This window comes from Legionella jamestowniensis, from assembly GCF_001467745.1.
In the GTDB taxonomy this organism is placed as follows: domain Bacteria; phylum Pseudomonadota; class Gammaproteobacteria; order Legionellales; family Legionellaceae; genus Tatlockia; species Tatlockia jamestowniensis.
This window is the reverse complement of sequence record NZ_LNYG01000003.1, coordinates 1-15,186: the sequence shown is the minus strand read 5'-3', so window position 1 is coordinate 15,186 and position 15,186 is coordinate 1. Positions and strand designations below refer to the sequence as shown.

Below are 15,186 nucleotides of genomic sequence, written 5' to 3'. Positions count from 1 at the left end.
CTACGTGACCAATCGTTCCCACGTTTACGTGCGGCTTCTTACGCTCAAACTTTTCCTTCGCCATTTCAAATACCTCATTAACTTTTATTGTTTCTTAATAATCGCTTCAGCAATGTTTGTGGGCGCTTCTGCATATCTAGAAAATTCCATAGAGTACGTTGCACGACCTTGAGTTGCAGAACGAAGATCTGTCGCGTAGCCAAACATTTCAGCAAGAGGAACCTCTGCTCGAACAACTTTTCCAGCAGGGGAGTCTTCCATACCTTGAACCATACCTCTTCGACGGTTGAGATCACCCATTACATCACCCATGTAATCTTCAGGGGTTACAACTTCTACTTGCATAATTGGTTCAAGTAAAACTGGTTTAGCCTTCAGCGCACCTTGCTTAAAGCATTGGGAACCAGCAATCTTAAATGCCATTTCGCTTGAATCGACTTCGTGGAATGAACCATCAAATAAAGTCACCTTAACATCAACGACTGGATATCCAGCGAGAACACCATTTTGAAGCTGTTCTTGTACACCTTTATCAACCGCAGGTATGTATTCTTTGGGAATCACACCACCAACGATAGCATTTATGAACTCATAACCAGTACCTGGTTCTTGAGGTTCAATTTTCAACCAAACGTGACCGTATTGACCACGACCACCTGATTGACGAACAAATTTACCTTCCTGCTCAACAGCATTTTTAATTGTTTCACGGTAGGCAACTTGAGGTTTACCAACGTTTGCTTCAACATTAAATTCACGCTTCATGCGATCAACAATAATTTCCAAGTGAAGCTCACCCATTCCCTGAATAATTGTTTGACCTGATTCTTCATCAGTATGAACGCGGAATGAAGGATCTTCTTGAGCTAACTTGCCTAAAGCGATACCCATTTTCTCCTGATCAGCCTTCGTTTTAGGCTCAACCGCAACGGCAATTACAGGATCAGGGAAGTCCATACGCTCTAAAGTTACAATATGATCAACATCACAAAGAGTATCACCTGTAGTTACAGTTTTTAGTCCTACTGCTGCAGCAATATCTCCTGCTCTAACTTCTTTAATCTCTTCTCGAGAGTTAGCATGCATTTGCAGTAATCGACCAATTCGCTCTTTTTTACCTTTAACAGGGTTATAAACTGTATCCCCACTCTTAACAATCCCTGAGTAGGCACGGAAATAGGTGAGCGTACCAACGAACGGATCAGTAGCAATTTTGAATGCCAGAGCAGAAAAAGGTTCATCATAAGATGTTTTACGATGAATTTCATTACCATCTTCATCTACACCACGAATAGCTGGAACATCAAGAGGAGCTGGTAAATATTCAATCACTCCATCCAGTACAGCTTGAACGCCTTTATTTTTAAATGCAGAACCACAAAAAACCGGGACAATTTCATTATTAATAGTACGCTTACGCAGTGCGGTTTTAATTTCTTGCTCGGTGAACTCCTCACCTTCAAGATACTTCTCCATTAACTCTTCAGATACTTCGGCCGCCGCTTCGACAATTTTAGCACGATACTCTTCACATTGACCCAACATATCTGCTGGAATTTCTTTGTACTCAAAAGACATACCTTTAGATTCTTCATCCCAATGAATCGCTTTCATTTTGATAAGATCAATTACACCTTTAAAAGAATCTTCCGCACCGATAGGTAACTGGACAACCACAGGATTTGAACCCAGACGTTGCTTAATTTGCGTAACCACACGCAAAAAATTAGCTCCCATTCTGTCCATTTTATTGACGAAAACAATGCGAGGAACACCATATTTGTCTGATTGGCGCCATACAGTCTCAGACTGTGGCTCTACCCCAGAAACTGAGTCAAATACAACTATTGCCCCGTCGAGCACGCGCAATGAACGCTCTACTTCAATCATGAAGTCTACGTGGCCTGGGGTATCAATGATATTAATACGATGACGTTGATAATTTTTATCCATACCAGACCAGTAACAGGTTGTTGCTGCGGAAGTAATTGTAATACCCCGCTCCTGCTCTTGAACCATCCAGTCCATCGTTGCAGCACCGTCATGCACTTCACCGATTTTGTGCGACATTCCAGTGTAGAAAAGTACACGCTCGGTAGTTGTAGTTTTTCCGGCATCAACGTGTGCAGCAATGCCGATATTTCTGTATAGTTCTAATGGAGTAGACACGACTTACCTCTCTATTAATTCCATCTAAAATGTGCAAATGCTTGGTTTGCTTTTGCCATTTTATGAGTATCTTCACGTTTTTTAACTGCAGAACCTTTATTCTCAAACGCGTCCATCAACTCGCCAGCAAGGCGCAACATCATACCTTTTTCACCGCGAGAACGGGCAGCTTGCACAATCCAACGCATTCCTAACGCGATGCTTCTGTCTGTACGCACTTCAACAGGAACCTGGTATGTTGCACCACCTACACGGCGTGATCTTACTTCAACGCTAGGACGAACATTATCAAGTGCTTGCTCAAAATAGCGAAGTACACTACCGGCCGCACCTGAACCAGTCTCATCAGTACCTTCTTCGTCGCTTTTCTTCGTCTTCTTTACGCGCTCATTTAATAATTCCAGAGCACCATACGTAACTTTTTCAGCAATGGATTTTTTTCCACTAACCATCAGTACGTTAATAAATTTCGCGAGTAGTTCACTATGATGCTTTGGATCAGGTAAAATTTCGCGTTTGGGGACTTCTCTTCTTCTTGGCATGTCTAGTTCCTACAATCAGATTATTTCTTATCTTTTGGCTTTTTGGTTCCATACTTAGAACGACCTTGTTTACGATCATTCACCCCGGAGGTATCCAAGCTACCGCGAACGGTGTGATAACGCACACCAGGTAAATCTTTCACACGACCACCGCGAATCAGCACAACAGAGTGCTCCTGCAAATTGTGGCCTTCACCGCCGATATAGGATGTTACCTCGAAACCATTGGTCAAACGAACACGAGCAACCTTACGCATAGCTGAGTTAGGCTTTTTAGGTGTTGTTGTGTACACACGTGTACACACACCACGTCGTTGTGGACAGGATTCCAAAGCGGGGACGTTACTCTTCTTTTTAGCATCCACGCGAGGCTTTCTTACTAACTGATTAATAGTAGCCATTTATTCTTAACTCCGAACTTTCACTTTTGTATATATTTCGAATGCATAAGGAGGCCGGATTCTATATAGGTCTAGCAGGTTTGTCAAGTTCAAACCTGCTAGCGTTAATAGATCCTGCTCTATTGATCATGATGATCAGCATTAAGTGCTTCACTCAATGCGTGCTCTACATCACTTGCAGTCACCGTATGCGTGCCTTGCTCACTTCCTGTGGCAACAGTTTTTGCGCGTTTTGCCTTGCGGCTTTGGTGATAGGCGTAACCTGTTCCTGCTGGGATCAAGCGACCAACCATCACATTTTCTTTCAAGCCGCGCAGATCATCAACTTTTCCACTCACAGCCGCTTCAGTCAAGACACGAGTTGTCTCTTGGAATGAAGCTGCTGATATGAAGGATTCTGTTGCCAAAGATGCCTTCGTAATACCCAATAAAATAGGTATCCCTTGGGCTGCCTCTTTGCCTTCTGCGACTAACTTGTCATTTTCTTGCAACATTACACTTTCTTCGACTTGCTCACCTACCAGGAATTTTGAATCACCTGAATGAGTAATCACACGTTTGCGTAGCATTTGTCGAACAATCACTTCAATGTGTTTGTCATTGATTTTAACCCCTTGCAATCGATATACATCCTGAACTTCATTCACGATGTAATTGGCAAGTGCACCCACACCTAATAGACGTAAGATATCATGGGGGTTAAGTGGGCCATCAGCAATCACTTCACCTCGCTCCACATGTTCGCCCTCAAAGACTGATATGTGGCGCCATTTAGGAATTAATTCCTCATGAGAATATTGTTCTGATGCTGTAATTACCAAGCGTCGTTTACCTTTAGTCTCTTTACCAAAATTGACCAGACCAGATACTTCCGCCATAACAGCAGCATCTTTTGGTTTTCTAGCTTCAAAAAGATCTGCTACTCTAGGTAAACCTCCGGTAATATCGCGAGTTTTAGATCGCTCTTGAGGAATACGAGCAATTACGTCACCAATACCAACCCTGCTACCATCTTCGAAGTTAATAATAGCGTCCACAGGCAAATAATATTGCGCGGGTACGTTAGTACCAGCCAGGTAAATATCCTCGCCATCATCAGAAACAAGCTTGACCATTGGTCGCAAATCTTTACCAGCAGCAGTACGTTGTTTGGCATCGGTAACCACAATATTGCTTAAACCTGTTAACTCATCTGTTTGACGATTCATTGTCAAACCTTCAATAAGATCTACAAATTTTAATTTACCACTTACCTCTGAGATAACTGGATGCGTATGTGGATCCCAAGTTGCAATAACTTGCCCGGCCTCTGCTGACATGTTGTCATGAACTGTTAAAACTGCACCATAAGGCAGCTTATAACGTTCACGCTCACGACCAAAGTCATCAACAATAGATACCTCTCCAGAACGTGATACCGCTACTAGATTGCTGTTTTCGTGGGATACCGTCTTAATATTATGTAAACGAATAACCCCTTTATTTTTAATTTGTATATTATTTGCAGCTGTAGCTCTTGATGCCGCACCTCCGATATGGAAAGTACGCATGGTTAACTGTGTTCCAGGTTCACCGATGGATTGTGCCGCAATAATACCAACTGCTTCACCAGTATTAACCAGATGTCCTCTAGCCAAGTCACGGCCATAACACTTAGAACAAAGTCCAAAACGAGTTTCGCAAGCAATCGGCGAGCGAACCAGAACCTGATCAACACCAAATTTCTCAAGTTTTTCGACCCAATCTTCATCAAGAAGAGTGCCAGCTGTGACTATTGGTTCAGCCTGATTAGGGATATAAACATCTGTGGCTACAACACGGCCTAACACTCGCTCGTGTAATGGCTCCACAATATCCCCACCTTCAATCAGCGGCTGCATCAGGATACCATTTTCCGTACCACAATCATCCTCTGTAATCACTACGTCTTGCGCAACGTCTACCAAACGACGAGTCAAGTAACCTGAGTTCGCTGTTTTTAAAGCAGTATCAGCAAGACCTTTACGTGCCCCGTGAGTAGAAATAAAGTATTGGAATACATTAAGACCTTCACGGAAATTCGCAGTAATTGGCGTTTCAATAATTGAGCCATCAGGGGCGGCCATCAATCCCCGCATACCAGCAAGCTGTCTAATCTGAGCTGCGGAACCTCTAGCGCCAGAGTCGGCCATCATAAAGATGGGGTTAAAGGATTCCTGGCGTACACTCTTGCCTTCTTTTGTTTTAACTTCTTCAGTGGCAATCTTAGCCATCATCGACTTGGCAACCATTTCATTGGTACGTGACCAGATATCAATAACTTTGTTATAGCGTTCACCATTCGTCACTAAACCTGAACGGTATTGAGCTTCAATTTCACGAACTTCATTATCGGCTTGTTCTATAATTGCTGCCTTATCGTCAGGTATTTCCATATCTTCAATACCAATAGAAGCACCTGCTCGAGTAGCAAATTTAAAGCCTGTATACATTAACTGATCAGCAAAAATAACCGTTTCTTTCAAACCAAATTTTCTATAACAAGTATCAACAACTTTTGATATTGCTTTTTTGGTCATCGCCCTGTTAATCAAAGTAAATGACATTCCCTGGGGTAAAATATCAGAAAGAATGGCACGACCAACTGTCGTTTCAACCAAGTAATAACCTTCTGAATCTTCACGAGGCATCCTAATTTTTACTTTTGCATGAATATCAACATAACCTGCTTCATAAAAATTCTGGGCTTCTTGAGGGCTAGCAAAAATTTTACCTTCGCCTTGTGCATTGACGCGCTCTCTAGTCAGATAATATAGTCCAAGTACTACGTCCTGACTGGGAACAATAATTGGCTCACCACTCGCAGGTGATAAAATATTATTTGTTGACATCATCAGTGAACGGGCTTCTAACTGCGCCTCAAGCGTTAATGGCACATGCACAGCCATTTGGTCACCGTCGAAGTCCGCATTGTAAGCCGTACAAACCAACGGATGTAACTGTATAGCCTTGCCTTCAATGAGTACTGGCTCAAATGCCTGAATACCTAATCGGTGCAGTGTTGGTGCGCGGTTCAATAAGATAGGATGTTCACGAATTACATCATCCAGAATATCCCAAACAACAGGGTCTTCTCGCTCAACCATTTTCTTGGCAGCTTTAATAGTAGTTGCCAAACCACGGAATTCCAGCTTGCTAAAAATAAATGGCTTGAAAAGTTCTAATGCCATTTTTTTGGGTAAACCACATTGATGCAAGCGTAATGTAGGACCAACGACAATTACAGAACGGCCTGAATAATCAACACGCTTACCCAAAAGATTCTGTCTAAAACGACCCTGTTTACCTTTAATCATATCTGCTAAAGATTTCAACGGACGTTTGTTAGTACCCGTAATAGCACGGCCACGACGACCGTTATCAAGAAGTGCGTCGACTGACTCTTGCAACATCCGCTTTTCATTGCGCACGATAATATCAGGCGCATTTAAATCAAGAAGTCTTTTTAATCGGTTATTACGATTAATAACGCGACGGTAGAGATCATTTAAATCAGATGTAGCAAAACGTCCACCATCTAATGGCACCAAGGGACGCAAATCCGGTGGTAAAACTGGTAAGACATCCATGATCATCCATTCAGGTTTATTGCCTGATTCCTGAAACGCTTCGAGCAATTTTAATCGTTTCGTAATTTTCTTGATCTTAGTCTCTGAGTTCGTTGTTGGTAACTCTTCACGAAGCGACTTAATTTCTTCGTCCAAATCAATTTGTCGCAGCAGATCACGAATTGCTTCTGCACCCATACGCGCATCAAACTCGTCACCGTATTGCTCCATGGCATCCAGATAGACTTCATCATTGAGCAATTGCCCACGTTCTAATTCTGTCATACCTGGATCCACAACAACAAATGCTTCAAAATAGAGAACACGCTCGATATCACGCAAAGTCATATCCAAAAGTAAGCCGATACGGGAAGGCAACGACTTGAGGAACCATATGTGCGCAACTGGGCTGGCCAGTTCAATATGTCCCATTCTTTCACGGCGAACTTTAGCAAGTGCAAGCTCAACACCGCATTTTTCACAAATAACACCGCGATGTTTGAGACGTTTATATTTGCCACATAAGCATTCATAATCTTTAACAGGACCAAACGTTTTAGCACAAAACAAACCATCACGCTCAGGCTTAAAAGTTCTATAGTTAATAGTCTCAGGTTTTTTAACTTCACCATAAGACCATGAACGAATTAAATCGGGTGAAGCAAGTGCAATTTTTATCGCATCAAACTCTTCACTTTGACCTTGTTGTTTGAGGATGCCAAGCAAATCACTCATCACAGGTGGTTTTCTCATTGGTTCGAGATTAGCCAAGTCTATGCCTCCAAAAAGTAGTTGTCAGAAATATCGCTCGAATGATTAGTCATGTTCCAGTTCGATATCGATACCCAAAGCCCTTATTTCTTTCAGTAAAACATTGAAAGACTCAGGCATACCAGGATCCATACGGTGGTCACCATCAACTATATTTTTATATATCTTCGTGCGTCCTCCGACATCATCTGATTTAACTGTTAACATCTCTTGCAACGTATAGGCAGCACCATACGCTTCCAATGCCCATACTTCCATTTCACCGAAGCGCTGTCCCCCAAACTGAGCTTTACCACCCAGCGGTTGTTGCGTTACCAAGCTATAAGAGCCTGTAGAACGGGCGTGCATCTTATCGTCTACTAGATGATTAAGCTTAAGCATATACATATAGCCGACTGTAACCGGATTATCAAATTGCTTACCTGTTCTTCCATCGTACAGAATGGTTTTACCATCTGGACGCAGACCCGCCAATTCCAGCATTTCTTTAATTTCGTTTTCACTGGCTCCATCGAAGACAGGCGTTGCCATAGGTACTCCCGCACGCAAATTATCAGCCAGAATCATGAGCTCATTATCGTCCAAACTATCTAAATGAACGCGCTTTTGCTTATCATGATTATAAATTTTGTCCAGATAGGCTCTTACTTCAGCCACAGAGTGTCGGCTATCAATAAGATTGGCAATTCGTTGCCCTAGACCCTTGGCAGCTAATCCCAAGTGTGTTTCCAACACTTGGCCGATATTCATACGTGAAGGCACCCCGAGTGGGTTTAAAACAATATCTACAGCGGTGCCATCTGCCATATGAGGCATATCTTCGACCGGCACAACAATAGAAATAACCCCTTTATTTCCATGTCGACCTGCCATTTTATCACCTGGTTGAATTCGACGTTTCACGGCCAAATAGACTTTAACAATTTTAAGAACACCAGGTGCAAGATCATCCCCTTGAACGATTTTCTTACGACTATCATTAAAACGCTTTTCGATCTCTTTGCCGAGTAATTCCATTTGCTTAGATAACTTCTCTAGCTGCTGGCTTATTGTCTCGTCATCAACTCGAATATCAAACCATTTCTCTCTGCCTACTTTGTTTAAATAGTCTTCAGTAATTTTAGAACCTGGTTTAATACTGCTTGGGCCACCAGTAGCAACTTTATCAAGCAATAGATTGCTTACACGATGGTAGATATCTTCTTCACGGATACGTCTTTCATCAATTAAATCTTTACGTACACGAGCCAGATGTTCTTCCTCAATACTTTTGGCACGTGCATCTTTCTCAAGGCCATCACGAGTAAAAATCTGAACATCAATTACTGTTCCATTCATTCCAGAGGGCACACGTAAAGAAGAATCTTTAACATCTGATGCTTTCTCACCAAAAATTGCTCTAAGCAATTTCTCTTCAGGTGTTAATTGGGTTTCTCCCTTCGGTGTTACTTTACCAACTAAAATATCACCGGCACTAACCTCGGCACCAATATATACAACACCAGATTCATCAAGACTGGCTAACGCTGACTCACCAACATTAGGGATATCAGCAGTGATTTCTTCAGTACCCAGTTTAGTATCTCGAGCAATACAGGTTAATTCTTCAATATGAATAGTCGTAAATCTATCTTCTTGAACAATACGTTCTGAAATTAAAATAGAGTCCTCGAAGTTATAACCATTCCAGGGCATGAAGGCTACCAAGAGATTTTGGCCTAATGCAAGCTCACCCATATCCGTACAAGGACCATCAGCAAGGATATCTCCCCGTTGAATTCTGTCACCAGTAGCCACAATAGGACGCTGGTTAATGCAGGTATCCTGATTTGAGCGGAAATATTTGGTAAGGTTGTAAATATCAACCCCGGCCTCGCCAGCAGTTGTCTCATCGTCATTTACGCGAACAACGATACGTGAAGCATCAACCAAATCAATTATGCCACCCCGCTTGGCAACTACTGAAACTCCAGAGTCTGATGCCACAGTTCGTTCCATCCCAGTTCCAACAAGAGGTTTCTCAGAACGTAATGTAGGCACAGCCTGGCGTTGCATGTTTGAACCCATAAGTGCACGGTTAGCATCGTCGTGCTCTAGAAAGGGAATTAAAGAAGCTGCTACAGAAACGATCTGCTTGGGAGAAACGTCCATATAATTGATTTTATCAGGAGTCGTTAATGAAAATTCATTCTGGTGTCTACATGGAACCAAGTCCGCGAGAATTTTACCCTTCTTGTCAACAGGTACATTCGATTGTGCGATATATTGATCTACTTCTTCAATCGCTGAGAGGTATTCAATCTCATCTGTCACATGGCCATCAATAACTTTGCGACACGGGGTTTCAATAAATCCATAATCATTTGTTCGCGCATAAACAGACAGAGAGTTAATTAATCCAATGTTTGGACCTTCAGGGGTTTCAATGGGACATACTCGGCCATAGTGAGTGGTGTGTACGTCACGTACTTCAAAACCTGCGCGCTCTCTTGTTAAACCACCTGGGCCAAGTGCAGAGACTCGACGTTTATGAGTCACTCCCGAGAGAGGATTAACCTGGTCCATAAACTGTGATAATTGACTGGAACCAAAAAATTCTTTTACTGCGGCAGAAACTGGTTTTGCATTAATTAGATCTTGCGGCATCAAATTTTCAGACTCAACGAGACTTAAGCGTTCTTTAACGGCCCGCTCAACACGTACAAGACCAACACGGAATTGGTTTTCTGCCATTTCACCAACACTTCTTACGCGTCGGTTACCTAAATGATCGATGTCATCCACCATGCCAATACCATTACGTATGTCAATCAAAGTTTTAATGACCGCAAGGATATCTTCTTTAGTTAAGGTACCTGAACCTGTATCTTCTTTTCTGCCAACACGACGATTAAATTTCATACGCCCAACAGCAGAAAGATCATAACGGTCTTCAGCAAAAAATAGATTTTTAAATAATGCTTCTGCAGCTTCTTTAGTAGGAGGTTCACCAGGACGCATCATTCGATATATCTCAACTAACGCTTCCAATTGACTAGTCGTTGGGTCAATTCTAAGTGTGTCAGAAATATAGGAACCATGATCAAGATCATTAGTATAAATTGTTTCAAAGCTTAAGATGCCATTATCAGCTAGCTGATCCAGTAATTCATTACTTACTTCATCATTTGCTTGTGCTAATACCTCTCCAGTCTCAGTATTAACAATATTTTTTGCAAGAACTTTACCTATCAAATAGTCTCTAGGTACAACAAGATCTTGCATGTTACTCTTTTCCATTAATTTAATATGGCGAGCTGTGATTCGACGACCTTGTTCAACAATTAATTCTCCAGTTTCAGGGACTGCGATATCGAAAGAGGCGATTTCACCGCGTAGTCTTGCTGGAATCAGTTTAATATGAAACTCACCATTTCTTAATTGGCATAATGTTGTTTCAAAAAATTCAGCCAGGATATCTTCAGTTTCATACCCTAGAGATCGTAATAAAATGGTCACTGGTAACTTGCGGCGTCTGTCAATTCTTACAAATACGCAGTCTTTTGGATCAAATTCAAAATCAAGCCATGATCCACGATAAGGAATAATACGGGCTGAATATAGAAGCTTTCCTGAAGAATGCGTTTTACCGCGATCATGTTCAAAAATTACTCCTGGGGAACGATGTAATTGAGAGACTACAACACGTTCTGTACCATTAACGACGAAAGTCCCTACATCAGTCATTAAAGGGATTTCGCCCATAAAAACATCTTGCTCACGAATATCTTTAATTGGTTTTGGTTCACCAGTTGCATCTTTATCTAGAACAACCAAGCGAATTTTTACGCGTAGTGGCGCTGAGTAGGTGAGTCCTCTGAGTTTGCACTCACGTACATCAAAAGCTGGTTCACCAAGTTTATAACTTACATATTCAAGTCTTGCATTCCCTGAAAAGCTTTCGATCGGGAATACAGATGAGAACGCAGCATGCAAACCTGTTTTCTGTCCGTTTCCATTAGGGTCAATTTCTAAAAAATCTCGATACGATTTTAGCTGGATTTCAAGCAGATTTGGAATTTCCATCTTATCTGCCTGCCTACCAAAGCTTTTGCGAAATCGTTTTTTCTCAGCATGTGAATATTGAGGTTTAGCTTCTGCAATTGCCATGGTGGTTCCTCTATAAAATTATTGATATCATCAAACACACAAACCCAGCCATGATAAACATGGCTGGGTTCTTAAACTTATCGACAACGGTATTACTTAACTTCGACAGTCGCGCCAGCTTCTTCAAGCTTCTTCTTAATTTCAGCGGCCTCGTCTTTAGATACACCTTCTTTAACAGTTGAAGGAGCACCTTCTACTAGATCTTTGGCTTCTTTCAAACCTAATCCAGTAATTTCACGAATTGCTTTAATAACACCTACTTTGTTTGAACCAAAACTGCTCATTACAACGTTGAATTCAGTTTTTTCTTCGGCAGCAGCAGCACCACCTGCAGCAGGTGCAGCAACAGCTACAGCAGCAGCGGCAGCAGAGACATTGAATTTCTCTTCCATTGCTTCGATAAGTTCAACAACTTCCATTACAGTCATGTTAGAGATTGTTTCAAGAATCTCATTTTTTGATACAGCCATTTCTAGCTCCTAAGTTAAAAATTATAAAGATTATGTGGTTTATTACTGCTTTGTGTCTTTGATTGCAGCTACAGTTCTTACCAGTTTGGCATGAGGTTCTGCGAGCGTACGAACAAACTTTTCAATTGGTGCCTTCATCACATACATTAGTTTAGCTAAGGCCTCATCACGAGTAGGCAAGCTAGCCACAGCTTCAAGTTGATCTGGACTATATACTTTTCCACTCACAGCTAATGCTTTGATTTCCAGCTTATCAAATGTTTTAACAAACTCCTTTAACATTCTTGCTGCATCACTCGGAGCTTCGAGAGATAAAGCAATAAATAAAGGACCAACAAGCTTTTCACTTAAGCAAGCAAATTCAGTGTTTTCAAACGCGCGACGAGTTAATGTATTGGGCACTACTCGTAAATAAACACCAGCTTTGCGTGCTTCACTACGCAGTTGGGTCATTTGATTCACAGTTAAACCACGATAATCAGCAACGACTGCCGAAATAGCCTTAGAAGCAACAGTTGTTACCTCTTCTACAACGGCTTTTTTTGCAGCTAATGTTAATGTCACGTTACTGACCTCCTAAGTTGCGCAAATCATATATGATTTGACAGTTATGGTGGCCGTCTCAGAAATTCAGAGTCGGTTCACCGTCTGCGCAGGATATTAAGCCTATGGCACCTGCGGTCTTCGACGGCATCGAACCATGTCTATGCCGTGAAAGCTGTTTTAAGGGCGATATATATTACACAGGTATTGTAGCAATATCAATAGGCAAGCCTGGCCCCATTGTTGTAGATAAGGATATTTTCTTAAAATATACACCTTTTGCTGAGGTTGGTTTTGCCTTTCGCAAGTCAACCATCAATGCAGCAATGTTTTCAATCAAATCTTCGGCGTTGAAACTAACTTTTCCAACTGTACAATGTATAATACCATTTTTGTCAGTTCTATACCGCACCTGACCTGATTTAGCATCATTCACAGCTGCTTCTACGTTTGTTGTTACAGTACCCACCTTTGGATTAGGCATTAAACCACGAGGGCCAAGTATTTGTCCCAGCTGCCCTACAATTCGCATTGCGTCTGGTGTAGCAATAACCACATCGAAGTCCATTTGGCCAGCTTTGATTTGTTCGGCCAAATCTTCAAAGCCCACTACATCGGCACCGGCATTTTTAGCTTTTGTAGCATTATCGCCTTGTGCAAATACGGCAACGCGTACTTTTTTACCTGTACCTTTTGGCAAATTTGTTGATGAACGAACAACTTGGTCTGATTTACGCGGATCAACACCAAGATTTACACTAATGTCAACACTTTCCTCAAAATTTTTGCTAGCAAATTCCTTTAATATAGCAATTGCTTCTGATGCATTATAAAGATGATTTACTTTCACCTTTTCACGTATTTTCTTTTGTTTCTTACTAATAGCCATTGGTAACCCCTTATTGCAAATCCTCAACTTCGATACCCATACTGCGAGCAGTTCCTGCAATACTGCGGACTGCTGCCTCCAAACTACCTGCAGTTAAATCAGGTTGTTTCATTTTGGCAATATCTTCAAGCTGAGCACGTTTTAACTTAGCAACTTTTTTAGTATTTGGGGTGCCACTTCCACTTTGAATACCAGCAGCCTTTTTCAAAAGCACAGAAGCAGGAGGTGTTTTAGTTACAAACGTAAAACTACGGTCTGAATAGACAGTAATTACTACTGGCGTAACCAAACCTGGTTCTATATTTTGGGTGGCAGCATTAAATGCCTTGCAAAACTCCATAATATTCACACCACGTTGTCCTAGAGCAGGACCGACAGGAGGACTTGGATTTGCCTTTCCAGCTGGTATTTGTAGTTTAATATATGCTTCTACTTTTTTAGCCATAATTACTCCTTAAGGGTATAGCGCTATTTCACTGTTAGTACATAAGTACCTAATTACTATAGCTTCCCAATTACACACATAAATTAAGTCTTCTCGACTTGGCTGAATTCGAGTTCAACCGGAGTTGAGCGCCCGAATATTAGAACCGCCACTCTTAGGCGACTTTTCTCATAGTTAACTTCTTCAACAACGCCATTGAAGTCAACAAAGGGTCCTTCTTTAACACGAACAACTTCACCAGGTTCAAACAGTATTTTAGGTTTGGGCTTCGTTACACCTTCTTCGACCCGCTGTAAAATTGCTCCTGCCTCTTTATCCGTGATTGGTGTTGGTGTTTGGCTTGTTCCGCCTATAAAGCCTAAAACACGCGGGATAGCCCGAATCATATGCCATGTTTCATCATCCATTATCATATGAACCAACACATATCCAGGAAAAAACTTTCGCGTACTTTTCCTCTTTTGACCAGCACGCATTTCAACAACTTCTTCTGATGGAACAACTACTTCACCAATTTTTTCTTGTAGTTGATGGCGTTCTGCGCGTGATTTAATTTCGCGCATGACAAAATTCTCATAACCTGAATAGGCATGAACCACATACCATTGTTTCGTTTTATGTTCTTCCACCGTATTTTCAACCTAAATGTGTTAATTTAGCGATTGCCCACATCATTGCAGAGTCTACACCCCAAAGAACAAATCCTGTTACTGCAACCATGACCATAACAATAGATGTGGTTTGAACAGTTTCCTGGCGTGTTGGCCAGACTACTTTTTGTAACTCGATTTTAGCTTCCTTTGCAAATGCAAATACCTGTTTTCCTTTGGAAGTAAAAAATCCCAAAACAGCAACTAAAATAAGCCATCCAATCCAGATAATAGCTTTAATAGGGGCCGTTACATCAAAATAATAGGTTCCTAAAAAGGCAAAAATTGTGACCAGTAACACACCAAGCCACAATGTAATTTCTTTAAAGTTCAATTTAGAATCACTTGAATTTTTCATATTTATCTAATTGTTGGCAGGCCAGGAGGGAATCGAACCCCCAACCTGCGGTTTTGGAGACCGCCGCTCTGCCAATTGAGCTACTGGCCTAACATTAGCATATTTGTGTGAAGCCTTTCAGCTTCACACCTTTATCATTTATTCAATGATTTTTGCGACTACACCGGCCCCAACTGTGCGACCACCTTCACGAATTGCAAAACGCAACCCTT

12 protein-coding genes and 1 tRNA gene are annotated in these 15,186 nt (G+C 41.6%); all 13 read right to left on the bottom strand.

What is annotated here, in order from left to right; all coding sequences use genetic code 11:
• Positions 1–84: 84 nt before the first annotated feature.
• A complete protein-coding gene (gene fusA / locus Ljam_RS01075; protein ID WP_058448297.1) occupies positions 85–2,169 on the bottom strand; it encodes an elongation factor G in 2,085 nt (694 codons plus the stop codon).
• A 14-nt stretch (positions 2,170–2,183) separates the two neighbouring features.
• Positions 2,184–2,711 (bottom strand): 30S ribosomal protein S7, encoded by a 528-nt coding sequence (gene rpsG, locus Ljam_RS01070; RefSeq protein ID WP_058448296.1) that lies wholly within the window; start codon positions 2,709–2,711, stop codon positions 2,184–2,186.
• 20 nt (positions 2,712–2,731) lie between these two features.
• On the bottom strand, positions 2,732–3,112 hold the full coding sequence (gene rpsL, locus Ljam_RS01065) for a 30S ribosomal protein S12 (RefSeq protein ID WP_045098305.1): 381 nt from the start codon (positions 3,110–3,112) through the stop codon (positions 2,732–2,734).
• Between the two features lie 119 nt (positions 3,113–3,231).
• The gene (gene rpoC, locus Ljam_RS01060) at positions 3,232–7,434 is read right to left on the bottom strand and encodes a DNA-directed RNA polymerase subunit beta' (protein WP_058448298.1); all 4,203 of its coding nucleotides are present in this window, start codon (positions 7,432–7,434) and stop codon (positions 3,232–3,234) included.
• Between the two features lie 81 nt (positions 7,435–7,515).
• On the bottom strand, positions 7,516–11,619 hold the full coding sequence (gene rpoB, locus Ljam_RS01055; RefSeq protein WP_058448295.1) for a DNA-directed RNA polymerase subunit beta: 4,104 nt from the start codon (positions 11,617–11,619) through the stop codon (positions 7,516–7,518).
• A 92-nt stretch (positions 11,620–11,711) separates the two neighbouring features.
• Positions 11,712–12,089: a 50S ribosomal protein L7/L12 gene (rplL, locus tag Ljam_RS01050; protein ID WP_058448294.1), complete on the bottom strand. Its 378-nt coding sequence runs from the start codon at positions 12,087–12,089 to the stop codon at positions 11,712–11,714.
• 42 nt (positions 12,090–12,131) lie between these two features.
• A complete protein-coding gene (gene rplJ, locus Ljam_RS01045) occupies positions 12,132–12,653 on the bottom strand; it encodes a 50S ribosomal protein L10 (protein ID WP_058448293.1) in 522 nt (173 codons plus the stop codon).
• A gap of 175 nt (positions 12,654–12,828) precedes the next feature.
• Complete coding sequence (gene rplA, locus Ljam_RS01040; protein WP_058448292.1) at positions 12,829–13,521, bottom strand: 50S ribosomal protein L1; 693 nt, start codon at positions 13,519–13,521, stop codon at positions 12,829–12,831.
• A gap of 10 nt (positions 13,522–13,531) precedes the next feature.
• Entirely contained in the window at positions 13,532–13,966 is a 435-nt protein-coding gene (gene rplK, locus Ljam_RS01035; protein WP_058448291.1) for a 50S ribosomal protein L11, read from the bottom strand.
• A gap of 83 nt (positions 13,967–14,049) precedes the next feature.
• Entirely contained in the window at positions 14,050–14,595 is a 546-nt protein-coding gene (gene nusG, locus Ljam_RS01030; RefSeq protein WP_058448290.1) for a transcription termination/antitermination protein NusG, read from the bottom strand.
• Between the two features lie 7 nt (positions 14,596–14,602).
• On the bottom strand, positions 14,603–14,974 hold the full coding sequence (gene secE / locus Ljam_RS01025; protein ID WP_058448289.1) for a preprotein translocase subunit SecE: 372 nt from the start codon (positions 14,972–14,974) through the stop codon (positions 14,603–14,605).
• A gap of 14 nt (positions 14,975–14,988) precedes the next feature.
• Positions 14,989–15,064: transfer RNA gene (locus tag Ljam_RS01020), tRNA-Trp, on the bottom strand.
• A 48-nt stretch (positions 15,065–15,112) separates the two neighbouring features.
• Positions 15,113–15,186, bottom strand: a 74-nt coding sequence (locus Ljam_RS14835; protein WP_202814033.1) for an EF-Tu C-terminal domain-related protein, incomplete at its 5' end; no start/stop codon positions are given.

Coding starts and splice junctions, on each gene's coding strand:
- rpsG (WP_058448296.1), bottom strand. CDS start 2,711: ATGCCAAGAAGAAGAGAAGTCCCCAAACGCGAAATTTTACCTGATCCA.
- rpsL (WP_045098305.1), bottom strand. CDS start 3,112: ATGGCTACTATTAATCAGTTAGTAAGAAAGCCTCGCGTGGATGCTAAA.
- rpoC (WP_058448298.1), bottom strand. CDS start 7,434: ATGAGTGATTTGCTTGGCATCCTCAAACAACAAGGTCAAAGTGAAGAG.
- rpoB (WP_058448295.1), bottom strand. CDS start 11,619: ATGGCAATTGCAGAAGCTAAACCTCAATATTCACATGCTGAGAAAAAA.
- rplL (WP_058448294.1), bottom strand. CDS start 12,089: ATGGCTGTATCAAAAAATGAGATTCTTGAAACAATCTCTAACATGACT.
- rplA (WP_058448292.1), bottom strand. CDS start 13,521: ATGGCTATTAGTAAGAAACAAAAGAAAATACGTGAAAAGGTGAAAGTA.
- rplK (WP_058448291.1), bottom strand. CDS start 13,966: ATGGCTAAAAAAGTAGAAGCATATATTAAACTACAAATACCAGCTGGA.
- secE (WP_058448289.1), bottom strand. CDS start 14,974: ATGAAAAATTCAAGTGATTCTAAATTGAACTTTAAAGAAATTACATTG.